Annotated in this window: 23 protein-coding genes; 15 read left to right on the top strand and 8 right to left on the bottom strand. The window is 71.7% G+C overall.

The annotated features are described in order from the left end of the window. Positions 1–58: 58 nt before the first annotated feature. The 3 genes from Aau02nite_RS12855 to Aau02nite_RS12845 all read right to left on the bottom strand — a co-directional run bounded on the left by Aau02nite_RS12855 (position 59) and on the right by Aau02nite_RS12845 (position 1,803). Entirely contained in the window at positions 59–670 is a 612-nt protein-coding gene (locus Aau02nite_RS12855) for a DUF305 domain-containing protein (protein WP_212988602.1), read from the bottom strand. A gap of 96 nt (positions 671–766) precedes the next feature. Further along, positions 767–1,204, bottom strand: a complete 438-nt coding sequence (locus tag Aau02nite_RS12850) for a DUF6153 family protein (RefSeq protein WP_212988601.1) — start codon at positions 1,202–1,204, stop codon at positions 767–769. 29 nt (positions 1,205–1,233) lie between these two features. After that, complete coding sequence (locus Aau02nite_RS12845; protein ID WP_212988600.1) at positions 1,234–1,803, bottom strand: TetR/AcrR family transcriptional regulator; 570 nt, start codon at positions 1,801–1,803, stop codon at positions 1,234–1,236. Between the two features lie 82 nt (positions 1,804–1,885). On the opposite strand from Aau02nite_RS12845, the gene Aau02nite_RS47315 reads away from it, so the two are divergent. Next, entirely contained in the window at positions 1,886–2,020 is a 135-nt protein-coding gene (locus Aau02nite_RS47315; RefSeq protein ID WP_281420972.1) for a hypothetical protein, read from the top strand. 2 nt (positions 2,021–2,022) lie between these two features. Then, positions 2,023–2,553, top strand: coding sequence for a DUF2269 domain-containing protein (locus Aau02nite_RS12840; RefSeq protein ID WP_212988734.1), 531 nt, complete (start codon positions 2,023–2,025; stop codon positions 2,551–2,553). On the opposite strand, the gene Aau02nite_RS12835 is transcribed toward Aau02nite_RS12840, so the two are convergent. Continuing rightward, positions 2,531–4,510, bottom strand: coding sequence for a heavy metal translocating P-type ATPase (locus tag Aau02nite_RS12835; protein ID WP_345478705.1), 1,980 nt, complete (start codon positions 4,508–4,510; stop codon positions 2,531–2,533). The genes Aau02nite_RS12840 and Aau02nite_RS12835 overlap by 23 nt on opposite strands. A 36-nt stretch (positions 4,511–4,546) precedes the next feature. Between Aau02nite_RS12835 and Aau02nite_RS46365 the strand changes: the two genes are divergently transcribed. Next, positions 4,547–4,720, top strand: coding sequence for a hypothetical protein (locus Aau02nite_RS46365; protein ID WP_246595114.1), 174 nt, complete (start codon positions 4,547–4,549; stop codon positions 4,718–4,720). Positions 4,721–4,956: 236 nt separating this feature from the next. On the opposite strand, the gene Aau02nite_RS12830 is transcribed toward Aau02nite_RS46365, so the two are convergent. Beyond that, complete coding sequence (locus Aau02nite_RS12830; RefSeq protein ID WP_212988598.1) at positions 4,957–5,988, bottom strand: LacI family DNA-binding transcriptional regulator; 1,032 nt, start codon at positions 5,986–5,988, stop codon at positions 4,957–4,959. A 30-nt stretch (positions 5,989–6,018) separates the two neighbouring features. On the opposite strand from Aau02nite_RS12830, the gene Aau02nite_RS12825 reads away from it, so the two are divergent. Beyond that, the gene (locus tag Aau02nite_RS12825) at positions 6,019–7,233 is read left to right on the top strand and encodes an MFS transporter (RefSeq protein ID WP_212988597.1); all 1,215 of its coding nucleotides are present in this window, start codon (positions 6,019–6,021) and stop codon (positions 7,231–7,233) included. Between the two features lie 6 nt (positions 7,234–7,239). On the opposite strand, the gene Aau02nite_RS12820 is transcribed toward Aau02nite_RS12825, so the two are convergent. Further along, positions 7,240–7,527 carry a hypothetical protein gene (locus Aau02nite_RS12820; RefSeq protein ID WP_212988596.1) on the bottom strand — a complete coding sequence of 96 codons (288 nt, stop codon included), beginning with the start codon at positions 7,525–7,527 and terminating at the stop codon, positions 7,240–7,242. Between the two features lie 172 nt (positions 7,528–7,699). Between Aau02nite_RS12820 and Aau02nite_RS12815 the strand changes: the two genes are divergently transcribed. Continuing rightward, positions 7,700–8,479, top strand: coding sequence for a class I SAM-dependent methyltransferase (locus Aau02nite_RS12815; protein WP_212988595.1), 780 nt, complete (start codon positions 7,700–7,702; stop codon positions 8,477–8,479). Here the strand turns inward: Aau02nite_RS12815 and Aau02nite_RS12810 are convergent. Next, a complete protein-coding gene (locus Aau02nite_RS12810) occupies positions 8,469–9,155 on the bottom strand; it encodes a Type 1 glutamine amidotransferase-like domain-containing protein (protein WP_212988594.1) in 687 nt (228 codons plus the stop codon). The genes Aau02nite_RS12815 and Aau02nite_RS12810 overlap by 11 nt on opposite strands. Before the next feature lie 277 nt (positions 9,156–9,432). Here Aau02nite_RS12810 and Aau02nite_RS12805 point away from each other — a divergent pair, with 277 nt between their 5' ends. Continuing rightward, on the top strand, positions 9,433–9,963 hold the full coding sequence (locus tag Aau02nite_RS12805) for an EXLDI protein (protein ID WP_212988593.1): 531 nt from the start codon (positions 9,433–9,435) through the stop codon (positions 9,961–9,963). Between the two features lie 221 nt (positions 9,964–10,184). Here the strand turns inward: Aau02nite_RS12805 and Aau02nite_RS12800 are convergent, their stop codons facing one another. Then, entirely contained in the window at positions 10,185–11,150 is a 966-nt protein-coding gene (locus tag Aau02nite_RS12800) for a GlxA family transcriptional regulator (RefSeq protein WP_212988592.1), read from the bottom strand. A 70-nt stretch (positions 11,151–11,220) separates the two neighbouring features. On the opposite strand from Aau02nite_RS12800, the gene Aau02nite_RS12795 reads away from it, so the two are divergent. From Aau02nite_RS12795 to larC, 9 genes are all read left to right on the top strand, one after another. Then, entirely contained in the window at positions 11,221–11,973 is a 753-nt protein-coding gene (locus Aau02nite_RS12795; protein WP_212988591.1) for an EamA family transporter, read from the top strand. Between the two features lie 15 nt (positions 11,974–11,988). Then, positions 11,989–12,222, top strand: a complete 234-nt coding sequence (locus tag Aau02nite_RS12790) for a hypothetical protein (protein WP_212988590.1) — start codon at positions 11,989–11,991, stop codon at positions 12,220–12,222. Continuing rightward, positions 12,192–13,544: an ABC transporter substrate-binding protein gene (locus tag Aau02nite_RS12785; RefSeq protein ID WP_212988589.1), complete on the top strand. Its 1,353-nt coding sequence runs from the start codon at positions 12,192–12,194 to the stop codon at positions 13,542–13,544. The genes Aau02nite_RS12790 and Aau02nite_RS12785 overlap by 31 nt, the downstream gene beginning before the upstream one ends. A gap of 1 nt (position 13,545) precedes the next feature. After that, the gene (locus tag Aau02nite_RS12780; RefSeq protein WP_246595091.1) at positions 13,546–14,445 is read left to right on the top strand and encodes a carbohydrate ABC transporter permease; all 900 of its coding nucleotides are present in this window, start codon (positions 13,546–13,548) and stop codon (positions 14,443–14,445) included. A gap of 4 nt (positions 14,446–14,449) precedes the next feature. Next, entirely contained in the window at positions 14,450–15,343 is an 894-nt protein-coding gene (locus tag Aau02nite_RS12775) for a carbohydrate ABC transporter permease (protein WP_246595090.1), read from the top strand. 54 nt (positions 15,344–15,397) lie between these two features. Further along, positions 15,398–16,366, top strand: coding sequence for an NAD(P)/FAD-dependent oxidoreductase (locus Aau02nite_RS12770; RefSeq protein ID WP_212988588.1), 969 nt, complete (start codon positions 15,398–15,400; stop codon positions 16,364–16,366). A 107-nt stretch (positions 16,367–16,473) separates the two neighbouring features. After that, complete coding sequence (larE, locus tag Aau02nite_RS12765) at positions 16,474–17,295, top strand: ATP-dependent sacrificial sulfur transferase LarE (RefSeq protein WP_212988587.1); 822 nt, start codon at positions 16,474–16,476, stop codon at positions 17,293–17,295. Further along, a complete protein-coding gene (gene larB, locus Aau02nite_RS12760; RefSeq protein ID WP_212988586.1) occupies positions 17,288–17,962 on the top strand; it encodes a nickel pincer cofactor biosynthesis protein LarB in 675 nt (224 codons plus the stop codon). Before larE ends, larB begins: the two co-directional genes overlap by 8 nt. Further along, on the top strand, positions 17,959–19,191 hold the full coding sequence (gene larC, locus Aau02nite_RS12755; protein ID WP_212988585.1) for a nickel pincer cofactor biosynthesis protein LarC: 1,233 nt from the start codon (positions 17,959–17,961) through the stop codon (positions 19,189–19,191). The genes larB and larC overlap by 4 nt, the downstream gene beginning before the upstream one ends. Positions 19,192–19,195 lie beyond the last annotated feature (4 nt).

Here is a 19,195-nt window from a genome sequence, read left to right as displayed (position 1 = left end):
CGGTGACGAACGGCACGGCCGGGCACCCGTACGGAATGCCCGGCCGTCGCCGCCGGCGCTAGAGCCGGTCGAGGATCGTCCGCATCGTGGCGATCTCGGCCTGCTGATCGGTGACGATCTTCTGGGCGAGGGCCTTGGCGCCGGCGTTCGAGCCGTCCTCGAGCTCGTCCTGCCCCATGGTGACGGCGCCCTCGTGGTGGGCGATCATCATGGTGAGGAACTGCTTGTCGAAGGCGGTGCCGGTGGCAGCCTCCAGCTTCGTCATGTCGGCGGCCGACATGGCGCCCGGCATCGCACCGTGCGCCATCTGCGGCATGGACATGCCCGGCTCCGGGGCCGGGCGGCCCCAGGCGCCGAGCCAGCCGGTCATGGTGTCGATCTCCGGCTGCTGAGCCGCCTTGATCCGGCCGGCCAGGGCCTTCACCTCGGCGTCCGCGGCGCGCGTCTCGGCCAGGGCGGCCATCTCGACGGCCCCCCGGTGGTGCACGGTCATCATTTGGGCGAACATCACGTCCGCGTCGTTGAACGCCGCGGCACCGGCCGGAGCGCTCGCGGCGGGGGCCGGACCCGAGCCGTGGTCCATGCCGGAACCCGCCATGTCGTCGCCGCAGGCGGACAACGCCAGCAGCGCGGTGGCGGTCGCTCCCGCGAGCAGGACACGGCGCGGCATCACAGAATGTTTCAACACAACAGGGCCTTCCGGTATCGGTGAGTGTGCACGGGGACAGGGCGCGGCCCACCCCGGACGGGTGAGCGACGCGCGGTCCTATATGCGCAGCACCGACACTGCGGCGAGGGCGAGTCCGGCCGGTCTGACCGGCGGCCCGCGGGAGAGGGCCGCCCACGGGTCGGCCACCGACGCCGGCCGTTGCCGCCGGCGCGACGGCGCCACCAGCATCGCGAGCAGGATCAGGATGGCGACGGCACCGAGCACGGCGAGGCAGACGCTCCAGCCGGCCATCCCGCCGTGCGGCGCCGATCCCGGGCCGTGCGCGCATCCGCCGTCACAGAGACCGTCAGCAGCGGACTCGGCCGATGTCGTGCCCGCCATGGCCACGACCATCGGGGGCGGGTGGTGGTCCGACGCGTCGTGCCGCATACCGGCGTGGCCGATCGTGTGCATCGCGGCCAGGCCGAACAGGGTGCAGGCGAGCAGGAGCCACCGGACGGTTCGCCCGGCTTGTCCAATTCCATCGCGCGGCACGGGTCCAAGTTAGCGCGCCGGGTCGCCGGCTACGACGCCGGGCGCAGACCGGCCAGCGTGAGCGTGACCAGCCGGCCGACGGCAGCCCGTGACGGCAGGTCACTGGCTGCGGCCAGAGCATGCAGACAGTACGTGGCCAGCTCGCCGGCGGCGATGTCCGCGCGCACCTCCCCGGCGGCCGCGGCCCGGCTGATCAGCTCGGTGACGAAGTCCCGCAGATGCCGATGGGCGCGGTCGGCGTGGGCCCGCTGGTGCAGGGCGAGCGCCAGATCCTTGCCGTGGTGCTCGTGCGAGATGAGCGCGAAGGCCTCGAGGACCGCGGCGAGCTGCCGGCCCGGATCCGGGGTGCCGTCCCGGGCCTCGACGAGCTGCTGCAGGTGGTGCTCGATCTGGCGTTTGTGCCACGCCACCAGGATCGCCTCGACGTCGGGGAAGTACTTGTACAGCGTGGCGCGGCCGATGCCGGCGCTGCTCGCGATCTGCGACATGGTGACCGAGGCGAGGCCGTGCTCGGTGGCCAGCGCGGCGGCCGCGTCCAGGATCGCCGCGTGCACCGTCCTGCGGTGCCCGTCGATCGTGTCGTCCCACAGCCTCGGCACCCCGTCAGCATACGGACCGCCGGACGTTGTCAGAGTGTCCTGGGTGTAGACATGCTGTCTCGAAAAATGGTGTCATGGGGTCATGAGCGAGATGCCGCGCTGGGTGAAAGTGTTCGCTGTCGTCGGGATCGCGCTGGCCGTCCTGGTGCTCGTCGCCCTGGTCACGGGCCACGATCCGGGCCGGCACACCGGCGCGGGGGCCGGGCTCGCGCTGTGACGATGTCACCCGCGGTACGACGCCTGATGCTCGTCGCCCACGTCGCCTGTTCCGTCGGATGGCTGGGCGCGGTGGTCACGTCCCTGGCGCTGAGCGTGATGGGACTGACCGCGGACGAGGAGCTGGTCCGCGCGGTCCACCTGACGCTGGAGCCGCTGGGCTGGTACGTGCTCGTCCCGCTCAGCGTGGCCTCCCTGCTGACCGGGCTGGTGCAGTCGCTCGGCACCACCTGGGGCCTGTTCCGCCACTACTGGGTGCTGATCAAGCTACTGATGACCCTCTTCGCGACCGGCGTACTGCTGCTCTACATGGGCTCCCTCGCCGCCCTGGCCGACCGGGCCGGGGCGGCGGCCCCGGGCAGCAACGGGACCGCCGGCCTGGCCGACCCGTCCCCCGTGCTGCACAGCGCCGCCGCCGTCGTACTCCTCCTGATCGCCACAGTGCTGTCGATCTACAAACCGCGCGGCCTGACCGGCCACGGGCGACGGATCCGGCACCGCGAATCGCAGGTCACGCCGTCCGGCCGGGCGTGAGCCGTACCCGCCGCAGCAGCTGCGCGTTGAGCGCGACCACGATGGTGGACGCGGACATGAGCACTGCGCCGACCGCCGGGCTGAGCGTGAACCCCGCCCAGGCCAGGACGCCCGCGGCGAGCGGGATCGCGATGACGTTGTAGCCGGCGGCCCAGCCCAGATTCTGGATCATCTTGCGGTAGGACGCCCGGGACAGCCGGATCACCCCGGTGACCCCGCGCGGGTCGGACGAGGCGAGCACCACGCCGGCCGACTCGATGGCCACGTCGGTGCCGGCGCCGATCGCGATGCCGACGTCGGCCCGGGCCAGCGCGGGCGCGTCGTTGACGCCGTCACCCACCATCGCCACGGTCAGGCCCCGGCCCTGCAGCTCCGCGACCGCGTGGTCCTTGTCGGCCGGCAGCACCTCGGCGAAGACCTCGTCGACGCCGGGCCGGAACCCCAGGTCCGCGGCGACCGCCTCGGCCACCGGACGGGCATCCCCGGTGATCATGACGATCTTGCGCACACCCTGCGCGCGCAGGTCGGCGATGGCCTCGCGCGCCTCGGGGCGCACCTCGTCCTCGAGCGCGAACGCACCCAGCACGTGCGGACCCCCGTCCGCGGGCAACCGCAGCAGATGGAGGACCGCGGCCCCACGCCGCGACCACTCCGCGGCGGTACGGCGCAACTCGGCCGGCTCCTCGACGTCCAGTTCACGCAGCAGCGACGGCCCGCCCACGGCGTACGCGGTGCCGTCCACGACGGCCCGCACCCCGCGCCCGGTCAGCGACCGGAAGTCCCGGGCGGACGCGCGCAGTCCACGCTGATCGGCGACGGCGACGATCGCCCGGGCCAGGGGATGCTCACTGTCCGCCTCGACCGCGGCGGCCAAGCGCAGCACGTCGTCCTCGGTCTCACCGTCCACCGCGGCGACGCCCGTGACCGTGTGGGCGCCCTTGGTCAGCGTCCCGGTCTTGTCGAACAGCACGGCGTCGACCGTGCGCATCCGCTCGAGCGCCAGCCGGTCCTTGACCAGGATGCCGGCCTTGGCCGACACGGCCGTGGACAACGCGATCACCAGCGGAATGGCCAGGCCGAGCGCGTGCGGGCACGCGATGACCAGGACCGTCACGGTACGGACCACAGCACCGTCCACATCCCCGAGCAGCCACCACACCACGAACGTGAGCGCCGCCGCGGCCGTGGCGATATAGAACAGCATCGCGGCGAACCGGTCGGCGAGCACCTGGGCGCGACCGTTGGAGGCCTGCGCCTGCGCGACGAGACGCCCGATCCCGGCCAGCGCGGTGTCCTCACCGATCGCGTCGACCCGTACCCGTAAAGCGGAGTCCGTCGCCACCGTGCCGGCCACCACCCGGTCGCCGACCGCCCGGGCGACCGGGCGACTCTCCCCGGTGATCATGGACTCGTCGAGCTCGGCCGCCCCGTCGACGATGCGGCCGTCAGCCGGGACGCGCGCGCCGGAGCGGACCAGCACGGTGTCGCCCACCCGCAGGCCGGCGACCGGCACCCGCTCGACCTCACCGGCGCCGGTGATCCGCTCGGCGTCATCGGGCAGCAGCGCGGCCAGGGCGGCCAGCGCGCCCTGGGCCTGACCGATCGCCTTCATCTCCTGCCAGTGGCCCAGCAGCATGATGGTCACCAGGGCGGCGAGCTCCCACCAGAAGTCCAGGTCGAACGCCCCGAAGCTGGTGGCCAGCGACGCCGCGTACGCGACGGTGATCGCCATCGAGATGAGCAGCATCATGCCGGGAGCGCGGTCCCGGACCTCGGCGACGGCGCCGGCCAGGAACGGCCACCCGCCGTAGCCGAACACGACCGTGCCCAGCACCGGCCCGACCAGGGGAATCCCGGGGAAGTCGAGGGAGTAGCCGAACCAGTCCATGACCATGTGGCTGGTGAGCACGATCGGCAGGGTGAGCGCGAGGCTCAGCCAGAACTTGCGCCGGAACATCTCCGGATCGTGCCCGGCGTGCTTGTCGTGCCCCTGATGACTTTCGTGACCGGCGTGGCCGGTATGACCTTTGCGACCGGCGTGGTCGTCGTGACCGGCGTGGCCGCTGTCGTGGTCGTCGCCGGAGTGGTGATCGTGGACTGCCGTGACCGCACTCCGGGCCCGGCTCTCACTGTCCGCTGCATTCATCGTCGTCACCTCCAGGAATGAAGTTATACCCCCTAGGGGTATCTGACAACGTCTGGCGGGTCACAGAAAACGGACATTGGGCTCGAGGATGCGGTCGTGGATCCCCGGAACCGTGGCCGGTCGACCCCACCGGATCACCCCAGCATCACGGCAATCCGCCGCCCGCAGGCATCGCACGTCCGCGAGCAGCCGCCGACCTAGGCGCCGCGGTCAACCGACCTCCGCGCCGCGGTCAACCGGCGACCTCCGCGCCGCGGTCAACCGCCGGTCGATGCCCGGCGGACCACCCGCCAGGCATCGCGGAAGTCCGCGGCCGGATCACCGAGCGCCGCGGCGGCGCAAGCCGCCCCCTGCTCCCGCAGTGACTGGGCCACCGTGGTGAGCCCGTGCTCCCCCGCGAGCGCCGAGTCGTCCCAGCCGCTGATCCGCGCCCGGTCCCCCGCTTCCCGCTTGGCGGCCAGCGCCATCGGGTCGTTCATCGCGGCGACGGCGTCGATGTCGGGCGCCGCCGCGAGCAGGCCGCGCATGACTGCGCGGGCCTCGGCCTCGTCGTTGGTGCGGCACACGGCCACCGGCACCCGGGACCAGTCGATGCCGAGGTCGCCGGCGGCGTCGCGGTAGCCGGCCAGCCGGTCCCGGGTGACCGGATAGGCGACCTCGGCGGGATCGAGGCCGGCGCGCATGAAGGTGTGTCGCTGCCGGTCGACGGGGAAGCTCAGCACGGCCGGGTGCCGGGCGGTCGCGAAGACCTCGGCTCCCACCGCGCGGGCCGCCGCGCGGTTGTCGATGCCGACCATGGTCCGGCCGTCCCGGGCCGGTCCACCGTGGATGACCACCGGGCGGCGGGTGCCGTAGGCGGCGGTCAGCACGGGGTCGTCGTCCGTCGTCGCCCAGACCACGTAGGCGTCCACCGCCGCGGCCACCACCCGGTCCGGGTCGTCGTCGCCCGTGCCGGTCGGCACGATGAGCAGCCCGTACCCGCGCTCGGCGCAGATCTCGGCGATGCCGGCGAGGAACAGCACCGCCTGCGGATCGTCGAAGGCGTAGGTGAGGTGCTCACCGAGCACGACCCCGAGGGTGCGGGTGGCGCCGTACCGCAGGGACCGGGCGCTGGGATCCGGCCCGGCGTACCCGAGCGACGCAGCCGCCTCCAGCACCTTGGTCCGCGTCTCGGCGGAGACCCGCTGCGGGCGGTTGTAGGTGTACGACACGGTCATGGGCGACACGCCGGCCGCCCGGGCCACGTCCGTCATCGTCACCCGACGCGAGGCGGGCCGGCGCGCTTGCACCCGGCCATCGTAGCTGTGTAGCGTTACACAATGCGTGTCGCCGCGATGCACCGCCGCCTCACCACGGCCGCCTACCTCGCTTCGGGCATCTTCGGCGCGTTCTGGGGGACCTGGGGTTCGGCCGTGCCCCGCGTACGGGATCAGGCAGGTCTCGACGACGCCCAGCTCGGCACCGCTCTGCTGTTCATCAGCGCGGGCGCTCTGCCCGCCATGCTTCTGACCGGCCGGGCCCTGGACCGCTGGGGGCTGCGCTGCACCGCGTCGCTGATGATCGCCCTGGGCGCGGCGGGCCTCGTCGCAGCCGTCACGGCGGACGGGCTCGTCAGCTTGTGCGCCGGGCTCGCCGGCGTCGGCATGACCAGCGGCGCCGCCGACGTCGCGATGAACTCGGTCGGCGGCCGCGCCGAGCAACGCTCCGGCCGCCCGGTCATCACCCGGGCCGGCGCGGTGTTCTCCACCGTGGTCGTCGGATCCAGCCTCGGCACCGGCGCGGCGTACGCCCTCGGGGCGCCCACGTGGGTGCCGTTCGCGGCCGTGCTGCTGCTCTCCGTCGCGGTCGGTGCGGCCATCCTCCGGTCCCTGCCCGCCGGAGAATCAGGCCCGGTCCCGGCCCCGACCGGCGGCGCGGAGGGCCCGCGGATGCCGGTCATGCCCCTGCTCCTCGTGGGTACGCTCGGCGCGATCGCCTTCGCCGGCGAGAACGCCCACCAGAGCTGGGGTGCGGTCTATTTGGAGGACGTCCTGGCCACGGGGCCCGGGCTCAGCGCAGTGGCCCCCGCGGTGTTCGCCGCTGTCGTGGCGATCACCCGCTTCGCCGCCAGCACGCTGAACGCTGCTCACGCGCGTGCTGTGCTCGTCCTCGGCTCGCTCATGGCAGCCGCGGGCGCGGCGGTCGTCGCTCGCGCCTCGTCCGTGCCGGTCGCGCTGGCTGGGCTCGTCCTGGCTGCTGCCGGGGCCGCCGCACTGTTCCCGACGCTGATGAGCATCGTGTCCCGCAACGTGGCCGAGTCCTCGCGCGGGCGGGCGACCTCGCTCGTGACGGTGGTGTCCTATCTCGGGTTCCTGCTGGGGCCGGTGTACGTCGGAATGTGGGCGTCCGTGGCCGGCCTGCGCGGCGCAATGCTCGCCGTGGCAGCGCTCGGCGTCGTGATGGCTGTGCTGACGCTGCCGCTGCTTTCGCTGAGCCGGTACGCGGTGACACCGTCGCGAGCGGAGCGTCAGGAGCGGGCAGCCGACCGCCACTGACCTTGCTCACCAGCGGGTGGCGGCGGCCAAGAACATCGGCACGGCCAGCATCAACCGCCCCTCAGCGGCACGCCGCGCCTGCTCACCGATCCACGCCTCGGCCTTTTCATCGCTGATGGCAGCCGTGTTGCACGCGGCCGCGGCATGCCCGGCGAGTAGCGGCAATGTTGAGGCTTCCGTGAACACCATGGTGTGCACCTTAAGCTCCGCCTCCCGAAAACCGTTGTCCGACAACAGGTTGCGGTAGGCGCGAGCGACCCGGAGATGGCGGATGGCGTCCGCGCGGGCGTGCACGATCCGGCGGGTCAGGGCGGCCTGGCAGATGTATGGCCGAGCCGGCTTCGACTCCTCCGCAAGCGCATCCTGCTGGAATGAAGGTCTGAAGATTTGTCATCCCGCAGACGAGACTGCGAAAACAGCTTGCGGACCTCGCAGGTACTGATATTGCATCGGCGGGGTGCAGTGGGTGAAGGACTTCTATTCGCGTACCGGGAGCTGGTGGGGCCCGGCCGAGGCACGCATCTCCGAGCGCGATCATCAACGCTTGTCGCTGCTCCATGCGCACCTCGGCACGGAACCGGCCCAGGTGCTGGAACTGGGCGCCGGCTACGGCAGTACAGCTGCCGTCACCGCCCAGGCCGGCCATGCGGTCACCGCGATCGAGATCAGCGATCGCGCCGACTTCGCCGAAGAGCTCACGATCGACGCTCCCGGCGGATCGTTGACCTTCATCAAGGACGACTTCTACTCGGTGGACCTGCCGCGCCAGTTCGATGTGGTCTGCTACTGGGACGGTTTCGGAGTGGGATCCGACGCCGATCAGCGCAGGCTGCTTCGCCGGATCGCCACACAATGGCTGCGACCAGGCGGAACAGCGCTGATCGACGTCTTCAACCCTTTCGTCTGGGCTCAGTGGGACGGCGACGAAGAGCACAGGACACCGAATCCCGATCTGGGGTACGAACACGAACTCTTCGAGCGAGTGACCTTTGACCCGGTAACGTGCACCGCCACTGACACCTGGTGGGACGCCGCTCGTCCGGATGAGAAGATCAGCCAGCGTCTCCGCTGCTACACCCCGGCGGACCTGGCCCTTCTCCTCGCCGGCACTCAGTTGGAACTCGCCACGATCACCGCTGGAGATCTGACGTTCGAGGCAACACGCCGGCCCGAGGACAGTGGACTGCTACGCCGACACGCCTCGTATCTCGCAATCCTCCGCCTTGGGCCTCCCGTCAAGGATTGATGAGTTTCCAGTCCCCTTCGGAGATGACCTCAACAGCCCCATCGACCACCTTGATGGCGGTGTTGTCGTCGATGGCGTAGGTGGGGACCGGGATTCCGGACGCCCACTTCTGGATGTTGGACAGCTCGGTGTCCTCCATGTCCGGATGGTTGAGGTGCGGGTACAGCGTGAAATCCACCAGTCCCAGCGCCCGATCGGCGCCCTGCGCCATGTCGCTGCCGTCAGGGACGAAACCAAGGTTGAATTCGGCGTCACAGTTGTACGGGGTGACCGCGATACTTCCGGCACTGACCCCTACATAAACCGTGTCGCTCAGCGACGGCAAGAGGTCAGCCAGACCCGACTGGCGCAGCCAGTAGGTCAGGTACAGCACGTCGCCGCCCCAGACCAGGAGGGCATCCGCCTCCCGGACCGCCGGGACCCAGTTCTCTTCTCGAATGGTCGGCAGCGCGGTGAGCTCCAAGATCCCCAAGGACTTCCAACCCAGCTGGCACAGCGGGATGGAAGCCTGGCCGTGAATCGCCTTCCACGCCCTCTCACTCCCGCCGGGGAAGGGGTAGACACCGGTGGGGATGAACAGGGCCGTGGATTCGGCGATCGGCTTGCCCAGCAGGTCGACGAGTGCGTCGGAGATGCTCGGGTTACCGATGCCCGACGACGTGAGAAGGAACTTCATGAAATCCGCTCCCGAGACACCCCAGCACCGACGCTCTCCAACACCGCCATTCTCACCCACCCGGACGCTGACCCGCCGTCCCTGACCGCGCCCGGCGGCATCCCCGCCACCGCAGGAGCGGGCCCACGACCAGCGATATTGATCGAGGAAAGCCGGGCACTCCCGGACTTCGCGAGGGATGGAGCCCACGTCCCGTCACGGCATTGATTGATTTCACCTCGTCGGGCCTACCAGCGTCACCATTGCGTGTACGTACATGTATGCGTATGATCCGAGTATGCCGAACAAGACGATCTACGTGGCGGACGACGACCTGCCGCTCTACCAGCGCGCTCAGGAACTGGCCGGCGGTACCTTGTCGGCGACCATCACGGCGGCGCTGCGCCGCTTCGTCGAGGTCGAGGAGGGCCGCAGGCAGGGGTACGACGAGATCGTCGTACGGGTCGGCCCCGGCCTCGGCCGCAAACAGCGCTTCTCCGGCGTGCTCCTGGCCCAGTGGGAACAGTCCACCAACGAGCGGACGGAGACCTTCCGCGTCTACCGCTCCCGCAGCGAGAAGTTCGTGGTCCACGTCGAACGCTCGGAGGCCTACACCAACGTGGGCCCCAACGCGGAGAAGTGGAACACCGGCTGGCGCGCCTGGGTGGGTGACTGGAGCGCCAACCAGACGTTCACCCGCACGCCGGCCGAGTCGAGCCTGCGCGTCGCCGACTCGCTGGAGGAACTGCGGGGCATGGTGCCGGGCGAGCTCTACGACCTCGTCGCCGACCTGGTGGACCAGCCGACCATCGAGGACCTCGACATCTGAGCTCGATGAGCGTTGCCAGCTCTCGCACCCCCGCGCGTGCGAGCCGCGCCCATGCCACACAGCCAGTCGCTTCCCATCCGCCTTCGACTCCACAGCAGTGGATAGCAGCCCGACCAGAGGCCCGCCAGGCGGCAGGAGGCCAGTGCGCTGGCGCAGGTCAGCGCGCGGGCACACCCCGGACGAGGCCCGTCAGCGCACGGACGCACGCTCAACGACGCCCGTCAGCGCGTGGGCGCGCCGAACGCCGTGCGGTACTGCTCCGGGCTCACGCCCCGCACCGCCCGGAAGTGCCGCCGTAACGTATCCGGACTGCCGAGCCCGCACCGCCGCGCCACAGCCGCGATCGTGGCGCCGTCGCGTTCCAGCATCTGTTCGGCCAGGCGGATCCGCTGCGCGCGCACCCACGCCGCCGGGCTCGATCCGGTGGCAGCCGCGAAGTGCCGCGCGAACGTGCGCGGCGACATCGCAGCCCGGGCGGCCAGCGCCTCCACCGACAGATCAGCGTCCGGGTGGGCCGCGGCCCAGTCGAGCAGATCAGCCAGGGTGCGCGAGCCGGGCAGCTGCGGTGCGGTCACCGGCGTACGGGTGAACTGCGACTGCCCGCCGCTGCGGTGGGCCGGCACGACCAGCTCGCGGGCGACCCGGTTGGCGATGTCGGCGCCGTGGTCCGTGCGGGTCAGGTGCAGGCACAGGTCGATCGCGGCGGACGCCCCGGCGCTGGTCGCGATCGGCCCGTCGACCACATAGATGCTGTCCGGGTCGACGGTCGTGCCGGGGTGGCGGGCGGCCAGCTCGTCCGCGTACCCCCAGTGGGTGGTGGCGCGGCGCCCGTCGAGCAGGCCGGCCTCGCCGAGCACGAACGCCCCCGTGCACACCGCGGCCACGGTGGCGCCGCGGGCGGCGGACCGGCGCAGCGCTGCGAGCAGGGTGGGGGTCGGCGGCGGGATCGGCGGGGCGGCGCCGGTAACGATGATCAGGTCGGCGGTGGCGAGCCGGCGCAGGGTGTGGGTCGGGGTGACCGTGAAGCCGGTGGAGGTGGGCATCGGCGCCCGCTGCTCGGCGCAGATCGCATAGCGGTACGACGGCAGCTCCGGGTCCAGCCGGCGCAGTCCGAACAGTTCACTGACGATGCCCAGCTCGAAGGCCGGCACCGGGGCGGCGACCACCACCGCGACGTCCGACGGCATCTGACCATCTTGGCAGAAACTGCGGGATACCTGGCAAGTCTGCCGTCCCGGTCCGGGGCACGGTGAAGACATGCCTCTCCTCGGACCTCTTGCGATCGTGTACGTCGTCTGGGGCTCGACGTATCTGGCCCTGAAGGTCGCCGTCGAGCACCTCCCGCCGCTGACCCTCAGTGCGGTGCGTTTCCTCGTCGCCGGGCTGCTGCTCTACGCCTGGTGCGCGTGGCGACGCCGGCGCCGGCCCGAGCGGGGCTGGCACCGGCCCACCCGGGCGCACTGGCGGACCGGCCTGGTGCTGGGCCTGCTGCTGCCGGCCGCGGGCACCGGCGGGGCGACGTGGGCGGAGCAGGAGATCTCCTCCGGTACGGCGGCCCTGCTGCTGGCCACGATCCCGCTCTGGATCGTGCTGGGCACCCGGATCGTCGACCGGGAACGGATCAGCGCGCCCGTCGCCGTGGGCCTGGTCGCCGGGATCGCGGGCGTAGGTGTGCTGGTCAACCCGTTCTCCGGGGCCGCGCCCGACCCGCTCGCCGCCGCGGTGGCGCTGGGCGGGGCGATGTGCTGGGGCCTCGGCTCGGTGTACGGACGGCACGCCCCGCACCCGGAGCAGCCGCTGCTGGCGAGCGCCGTGGAGATGATCTGTGCCGGCGCGGCCCTGGCCGTGCTCGGTGGCCTGGGTGGCGAGTTCGGCCGCATCGACCTGTCCGCGGAGGTGACGGTCTCCCTGGTGGCGGTGGGTTACCTGATCGTGTTCGGCAGCCTGCTGGCCTACAGCGCGTACGAGTGGCTGCTGCGGAACGCCCCGGCCCGGATCGCCGGCACGTAGGCCTTCGTCAACCCGGTGGTGGCGGTGCTGCTCGGCTGGTGGCTGCTGGACGAGCCGCTGGGCGGGCGCACGGTCCTGGCCGGCGTCGTCATCGCCGGTGCGGTGGCGCTGATCGTGCTGCCCGGCCGGCCGGCCGGGCCCGGTCGTCCCGAATTGCGAAGGAATCGACGCGATTCTATATTCCGGCTACGGGAACGTGCGCCGATAGGAGAACATCGATGTTCATCCGATCGATCCGGGCGGCAGTGAGCGCCGCCCTCGTGGTCGCGATGGCGGCCGGCTGTGGCGGGGTCGGCAGCTCCGGCAAAGAGTCCGGCAACGCCACGGTGACCCTGACCATGATGGGTTTCGGCACCGGCGACGAGGTCGCGAAGACGCGGTTCGACGCGGCCAACGCCGCGATCGCCCCCAGCAGCGCCAAGGCGTCCGAGGGCAGCTTCAGCGCCCAGCAGTTCCTGTCCGCGGTGGCCTCGGGCAGCCCACCGGACCTGGTCTACATGGAACGCCGGCTGCTCGGCACGTACGCGGTCAAGAAGGCGATCCTGCCGCTGACCGACTGCGTCGAGCGCGAGAAGATCGACCTGGGACAGTTCCGCCCGGCCGCGGTCACCGAGGCCACCCTCGGCGGCACGCTGTACGGCCTGCCGGAGTTCTACAACAACCGGGTCCTGATGATCAACGACACCGCCTTCGCCGAGACCGGGCTGGATCCCGCGGCGTTCAGCACCGCCGACTGGCCGGCCCTGACCGCCGCCGCCAGGAAGCTCACCGCGATGCGCGGGGGCAAGCTGTCCCGGATCGGCTTCGACCCGAAGATCCCCGAGTTCCTGCCGATGTGGGCCCGCGCCAACGGCGGCTCGCTGGTCAGCGCGGACGGCCGGACCGCGCAGCTGACGGATCCGAAGGTGGTCGAGGCACTCACCTTCACCGTCGCATTGATCAACGCGCAGGGCGGCTGGGCCACGTTCAAGTCCTTCCGCGACTCCTTCGACTTCTTCGGCGCGAAGAACCAGTTCGCCACAAATCAGCTCGGGGCCTTCCCGATGGAGGACTTCTACCTGAGCGTGCTGGGCGAGAGCTCCCCCGACGTGAAGCTGACCGTCGCCCCGTTCCGCGGCGTCGACGGGCAGCCGGTGGACTGGATCACCGGCAATGCCTGGGCCATCCCGGCGAAGAGCGCGCACCCGGCCCAGGCCTGCAAGTGGATCAAGACGATGACCGACACCGCGAGCTGGATCGCGGCCGCGAAGGCGCGGGCGGCGGCCCGCCAGGCCGAGGGCGCGCCGTTCACCGGCCTGTTCACCGGCAACATCAGGGCCGATGAGGTGATCTTCAGAGACGTCGTGAAGCCCACCGGCCACGCCGGATTCGACGCCGCCGTGCAGACAGTCCGGCAGACGCAGGAGGCCGGGTTCTCCGAGCCGGCGCTGGCCGCCGGTGAGGAGTTCAAGGCGGCCTGGCAGGACGCGGTGAACCGGGTGCTCGCCGGTGAGCAGCAACCGGCCGAAGCACTGGCCCAGGCCCAGCAACAGGCACAGGCGGCTCTGGACAAAGCCAACAGCGGCTCCTGAGATGACGGTGCGCCGCCGCGAGACCTGGGCCGCGTACGGCTTCCTGTCGCCGTGGATCGTCGGGTTCCTGGTGTTCCTGGCCGGACCGATGGTCGCCAGCCTGGTGCTGTCCTTCACCGACTACGACGTGCTGACCAGCACCGCCTTCGTGGGCGGGGAGAACTACCGGATGCTGCTGGCCGATCCGAAGGTGCGCACCAGCCTGGCCAACACGATGTTCTACACCGTGCTGCACGTGCCGCTGACCATGGCCGTGGCGCTGGGGCTGGCCATGCTGCTGGCCCGGGCCGGGCGCCGGTCGGCCGGCTTCTTCCGGACGATCTTCTACCTGCCGACGATCACCCCGAAGGTGGCCGTGGGAGTGCTGTTCCTGCTGCTGTTCAACGGCCAGATCGGCCTGATCAACGAGATGCTCGGGTGGGTCGGGATCAACGGGCCCGACTGGACCTCCGACGGGCCGTGGATCAAGCCCGGCCTCGTGCTGATGAGCGCCTGGAGCCTGGGCAGCACGGTGATCATCTACCTGGCCGCGCTGCAGAACGTGCCGCGCGACCTCTACGAAGCGGCCGAGATGGACGGCGCGTCACCGTGGGCCCGGTTCCGGGCGGTGACCGTGCCGATGATCAGCGGGGCGCTGTTCTTCACGCTGATCATCAACACGATCAGCTCGCTGCAGACCTTCGACGAGGTCTACACCGCCTTCTTCGGCAGCGCCAACCAGCAGACGTACGGCAACGACGCCGCCCTGTTCTACGTCATCTACCTGTTCCAGCAGGCGTTCCAGTTCCTGCACATGGGCTACGCGTCAGCGCTGGCCTGGCTGCTGTTCCTGATCATCGTGCTGATCACGCTGGTCCAGGTCCGGCTCAGCCGGCGCTTCGTCTACTACGAGAGCGAGTGAGGCCATGACCGCCCTGCAGGAGCCGCAGGCCCGCGCCCCCGTGGACACCGGCGCGCCCCGGCACTCCGGACGCCGGCAGCGGCACCGGTGGGTGCTGTGGACAGCCCTCTCGGCCGCCGCCGTGGTCTTCGTGTACCCGTTCGCCTGGCTGGTCAGCGCGTCGCTGAAACCGCGGCCGGAGGTCTTCGACAACGTGCTGGTCCCGCGGCACTGGGCGCCGGAGAACTACGCCACCATCTGGTCGGCGGCGCCGGTGTTCACCTGGATGGTCAACAGCGTCGTGGTCGCGCTGGCGGCGGCCGCCGCGGTGACCGTGTCGAGTGCGATCGTGGCGTTCGGCTTCGCGTACTTCCGCTTCCCCGGGCGCAACCTGCTGTTCGCCTCGGTGATCGGCACGATGATGCTGCCCGGCGCGGTCACGATGATCCCGACCTACCTCATCTGGAACGAGTTGGGCCTGGCCGCCACGCAGGTGCCGCTCTGGGCGAGCAACCTGTTCGGCAGCGCGTTCTACATCTTCCTGATCCGGCAGTTCTTCCTCGGCGTGCCCCGCGAGCTGTTCGAGGCGGCCCGGGTGGACGGAGCCGGCTACTGGCGGCTGTTCTGGCGGATCGCGGTGCCGCTGTGCAAGCCGGCGCTCATCGTCGCCTTCGTGTTCGAGCTGCGGGCGAGCTGGTCCGACCTGCTCAAGCCGCTCATCTACCTGCGTGATCCCGCCCTGTTCACGATGCCCCGGGGCATGAAGTCGATCCTCGACCAGTTCGGCCAGGCCGGCGAGGCGCAGTGGGAGGTCGTGCTGGCCGGTGCGGTGCTCACCACCGTACCCATGATCATCGCTTTCTTCCTGTGCCAGCGCTATTTCGTCGAAGGCGTGGCCACTCAGGGCCGCAAGGGATGAGCAAGGGGTTACCGTCACGGGGAGCGGTCGGGCGCTGGAGAGGGGCGGACCGGTATGCGTGAGGTCGATGTCGCCGTCATCGGGGCCGGGCCCACCGGGCTGTTCGCCGCGTACTACGCGGGCTTCCGCGGGCTCACCGTGGCGGTGGTCGACACGCTGCCGGAACCGGGCGGGCAGATCACCGCCCTGTACCCGGAGAAGGACATCTTCGATGTCGCCGGCCTGCCGTCGATCAAGGGCCGCGACCTGGTCACCAATCTGGTCGCCCAGGCGGCGCCGTTCGCGCCGCACTATCTGCTGGGGGTACGCGCGGAGAAGTTGTCGTACCGCGACGGGCTCCCGGCGCTGCACCTCGCCGACGGCAGCGACCTGGGCTGCGGTGCGGTCATCGTGACCGGCGGCCTGGGCAGCTTCACCCCGCGTCCGCTGCCCGCCGCCCAGGGGTATACCGGTGCGGGGATCGTCTACTTCGTGCCGCAACCGGCCGACCTCGCCGGGCGGGACGTGCTCATCGTCGGTGGCGGCGACTCGGCCTTCGACTGGGCACTCGCCCTGCACTCCGTGGCGCGTTCGGTCACTCTGGTGCACCGGCGTGACCGCTTCCGGGCGCACGCCGCCACGGTGGCCCGGGTCCAGGAACTTCCCGTGACCATCCTGGTGAACGCGCAGGTCACGGCCCTGCACGGCGCCGGGGCGGTGACGCATGCGGACGTCGCGGTCGACCGGGCCGGCACCAGCCGGATCCCGGTCGACACCGTGGTCGCCGCGCTGGGCTTCACCGCGGATCTCGGCCCGCTCGCGGATTGGGGGCTGGAGCTGGACCGCCGTCACATCGTGGTGAGCAGCACCATGGCGACCAACCTGCCGCGGGTGTTCGCCGCGGGCGACATCGTGGACTATCCGGGCAAGGTCCGGCTCATCGCCACGGGCTTCGGCGAGGCGGCCACCGCCGTGAACAACGCGGCCGTGGTCATCGATCCCGGCGCCCACCTCTTCCCCGGTCATTCCTCGGAGGGCGGCTGACCCCCGGCCGGCAGCACCACAACTTCTGGCAATCGCTTGCCAAGGCTCGGCGCGGACCCATGGAATGGGTGGCGGACCGGACATTCCCTCCGCCGGAAGGACACTCCATGATCGGTGCGGCTGCCGTCGCCGACCGGCTCGCCGGGATCGGCCGGCTGGGCGTCGCCTTCTCCGGCGGGGTGGACTCGTCCGTCCTGCTCGCCCTGGCGGTCCGGGCGCTGGGCCGCGATCAAGTCGTGCCGATTCTGGGCGTTTCCCCCAGCCTCGCCGCCGACGAACGCGCCGCCGCCCACCGGGTCGCCGCCCACATCGGTGTCGCCGTCGTCGAGGTGCACACCCACGAGGGTGACCGGGCGGCGTACCGGGCGAACGGGCCGGACCGCTGCTTCCACTGCAAGGACGAGCTGTTCACCGTGATCGCCGACGAGGTCGTGGCCGCGCACCGGCTGGACGCCGTCGCGTACGGCGAGAACGCCGACGACGCCCGCCGGCCGGACCGCCCGGGTTCGCGCGCCGCGGTCGAGCACCGGGTGCTGCGGCCGCTCGCGGACGCCGGGCTCGACAAGGCAGCGGTACGCGGCATCGCCCGCGACCTCGGGCTGCCGTGCGCGGACAAACCGGCCGCACCCTGCCTCGCGTCCCGGATCCCGCACTTCGCCGAGGTCGTGCCCGGCAAGCTGCACCAGATCGACCGGGCCGAGGCGGCTCTGCGCCGGCTGGGCTTCGCCGACCTGCGGGTACGCCACCACGGCGACATCGCCCGCGTCGAACTGCCGCCCGAGGACCTCCCACGGGCCGTCACCGATCCCCTGCGCACCGCGATTCGCGACGCCGTCGTGGCGGCGGGCTTCCGCTTCGTCACCGTCGACCTGACCGGCGTGCAGTCCGGCGCCTTCACCCTGCCGCTGGTCCGGGCCGGCGATGTCTGACGAGCTGTCCGGCTTCGCGCGGCTGGATCTCGACCGCACCGCGCGGCGCGGCTATCCCGAAGCGGTCTACTGCGAGGGCAAGTCCCCGGAGCAGGTCGCCGCCATCGCCGCCGCGGTACGCGCGCGCCCCGACGTGGTCACCCTGTTCACCCGGGCCGCCCCGGCGCACGCCAAGGCGATCCTGCACGAGCTGCCCGACGCCCTCCACGACACCGAGGCGGCCCTGGTCGCCTGGCCGCCCGTGCCCCCGGAGACCACCGGCGGGCTCGTCGCGGTGGTCGCGGCCGGCACTTCCGACCTGCGGGTCGCCCGGGAGGCTCTGCAGACCGCGCGTTACCTGGGCCGCCGTACCGAGCTGGTGGTCGACGTCGGCGTGGCCGGCCTGCACCGGGTGCTGGGCCAGCTCGACCTGCTGCGCCGGGCCCGGGTCGTGGTCGTGGTGGCCGGGATGGACGGAGCCCTGCCCAGCGTGGTCGCCGGTCTGGTCGCCGCGCCGGTGGTGGCCGTGCCGACCTCCGTGGGCTACGGCGCCGCCTTCGGCGGGCTGGCCCCGCTGCTGGCCATGCTCAACTCCTGCGCACCCGGCGTCGCGGTGGTCAACATCGACAACGGGTACGGCGCCGGCCACCTCGCCGCCCAGATCGCCGCCCCGGCGGACGACGCGTGAGCCCGGACCGGCACGCGTGGATCGACGCGTCGGCGGGCGTGGCCGGCGACATGCTGCTCGGTGCCCTCGTCGACGCGGGCGCCGGGCTCGCCGCCGTCCAGCGGGCGGTCGACGCGGTGATCCCCGGCTCCATCCAGCTCACCGCGACGACCGTGACCCGGGCCGGGCTGCGGGCACTCAAGGTCGACGCGCAGCCCCTGGTGGCCGACCCGCCGCACCGCACCTTCCCCGGCATCCGCGACCTGCTCGCCCATGCCGCCCTGGCCGGCCCGGTCCGTGACCGGGCGGGCGCGGTGTTCGCCCGGCTCGCCGACGCGGAGGCCCGGGTGCACGGCATACCGGTCGACGAGGTGCACTTCCACGAGGTGGGCGCGCTGGACTCCATCGCGGACGTGGTCGGTGTCTGCGCCGCTCTGGCAGAGCTCGGCATCACGACCGTGTCCGCCGGTGAGGTTGCGGTCGGCTCGGGCCGGGTCCGGTCCGGCCACGGCGACCTGCCCGTGCCCGTGCCGGCCGTGGCCCAGCTGGCCCGCGGCTGGCGCGTCCGGGCCGGCGGTTCCGGCGAGCTGGCCACCCCGACCGGGATGGCGGTGATCCGGGCGCTCGCGACCGCCTGCGAGGACCTGCCGGCCATGGCGGTCCAGGAGGTCGGTGCCGGCGCCGGCGGCCGGGACACCCCCGGGCGGGCCAACGTGGTCCGCGTGCTCGTGGGCGTGCTGACGACCGCGGAGCCCGCCGAGCCGATGATGCTGCTGGAGACCAACGTCGACGACCTCGACCCGCGGCTGTGGCCGGGGGTGCTGGCCGGGCTGCTGGCCGACGGTGCCGCCGACGCGTGGCTCGTACCGATCGTCATGAAGAAGGGCCGTCCCGCGCATACCCTGAGCGTGCTGTGCCGGCCGGAGCGCGCCGGTGTGCTGCGCGACCGGATGCTCCGCGACACCAGCACGCTGGGCGTCCGCGAACAGGCGCTGCACCGCTACGCCGTCCCGCGGACCTTCGTCGACATCGAGCTGGACGGCGGCACGGTCGCCGTGAAGGTGGCCCACCGGGACGGCGTCATCACCCAGGTCATGCCCGAGTTCGACGACGTCGCCGCGGCGGCCCGCCGACTCGACCGGCCCGAGCGGCTGGTCCTGCACCAGGCCGCCGCGGCCGCGGCCGCGGCGGGCCTGGTCGTCGGCGCCGCATACCACGACAGCCGTGAATACCGGACCGGCGTCTTTTGACCGG

Origin of the sequence: Actinoplanes auranticolor (genome assembly GCF_018332655.1) — a bacterium.
GTDB classification, from domain to species: Bacteria; Actinomycetota; Actinomycetes; order Mycobacteriales; family Micromonosporaceae; genus Actinoplanes; species Actinoplanes auranticolor.
Note: the sequence above shows the minus strand (reverse complement) of the source record. Positions and strands in the feature narration are given on the sequence as shown.

Bases quoted from the DNA above. Each gene is read 5' to 3' on its own strand.
- Aau02nite_RS12775 (WP_246595090.1), top strand. From the start codon at position 14,450: ATGACCGCCCTGCAGGAGCCGCAGGCCCGCGCCCCCGTGGACACCGGC.
- Aau02nite_RS12805 (WP_212988593.1), top strand. From the start codon at position 9,433: ATGCCGAACAAGACGATCTACGTGGCGGACGACGACCTGCCGCTCTAC.
- Aau02nite_RS12810 (WP_212988594.1), bottom strand. From the start codon at position 9,155: ATGAAGTTCCTTCTCACGTCGTCGGGCATCGGTAACCCGAGCATCTCC.
- Aau02nite_RS47315 (WP_281420972.1), top strand. From the start codon at position 1,886: ATGAGCGAGATGCCGCGCTGGGTGAAAGTGTTCGCTGTCGTCGGGATC.
- Aau02nite_RS12770 (WP_212988588.1), top strand. From the start codon at position 15,398: ATGCGTGAGGTCGATGTCGCCGTCATCGGGGCCGGGCCCACCGGGCTG.
- Aau02nite_RS12795 (WP_212988591.1), top strand. From the start codon at position 11,221: ATGCCTCTCCTCGGACCTCTTGCGATCGTGTACGTCGTCTGGGGCTCG.
- larB (WP_212988586.1), top strand. From the start codon at position 17,288: ATGTCTGACGAGCTGTCCGGCTTCGCGCGGCTGGATCTCGACCGCACC.
- Aau02nite_RS46365 (WP_246595114.1), top strand. From the start codon at position 4,547: ATGACTTTCGTGACCGGCGTGGCCGGTATGACCTTTGCGACCGGCGTG.
- Aau02nite_RS12800 (WP_212988592.1), bottom strand. From the start codon at position 11,150: ATGCCGTCGGACGTCGCGGTGGTGGTCGCCGCCCCGGTGCCGGCCTTC.
- Aau02nite_RS12835 (WP_345478705.1), bottom strand. From the start codon at position 4,510: ATGTTCCGGCGCAAGTTCTGGCTGAGCCTCGCGCTCACCCTGCCGATC.
- Aau02nite_RS12780 (WP_246595091.1), top strand. From the start codon at position 13,546: ATGACGGTGCGCCGCCGCGAGACCTGGGCCGCGTACGGCTTCCTGTCG.
- Aau02nite_RS12840 (WP_212988734.1), top strand. From the start codon at position 2,023: ATGTCACCCGCGGTACGACGCCTGATGCTCGTCGCCCACGTCGCCTGT.
- Aau02nite_RS12825 (WP_212988597.1), top strand. From the start codon at position 6,019: ATGCGTGTCGCCGCGATGCACCGCCGCCTCACCACGGCCGCCTACCTC.
- Aau02nite_RS12785 (WP_212988589.1), top strand. From the start codon at position 12,192: ATGTTCATCCGATCGATCCGGGCGGCAGTGAGCGCCGCCCTCGTGGTC.
- larE (WP_212988587.1), top strand. From the start codon at position 16,474: ATGATCGGTGCGGCTGCCGTCGCCGACCGGCTCGCCGGGATCGGCCGG.
- Aau02nite_RS12855 (WP_212988602.1), bottom strand. From the start codon at position 670: ATGCCGCGCCGTGTCCTGCTCGCGGGAGCGACCGCCACCGCGCTGCTG.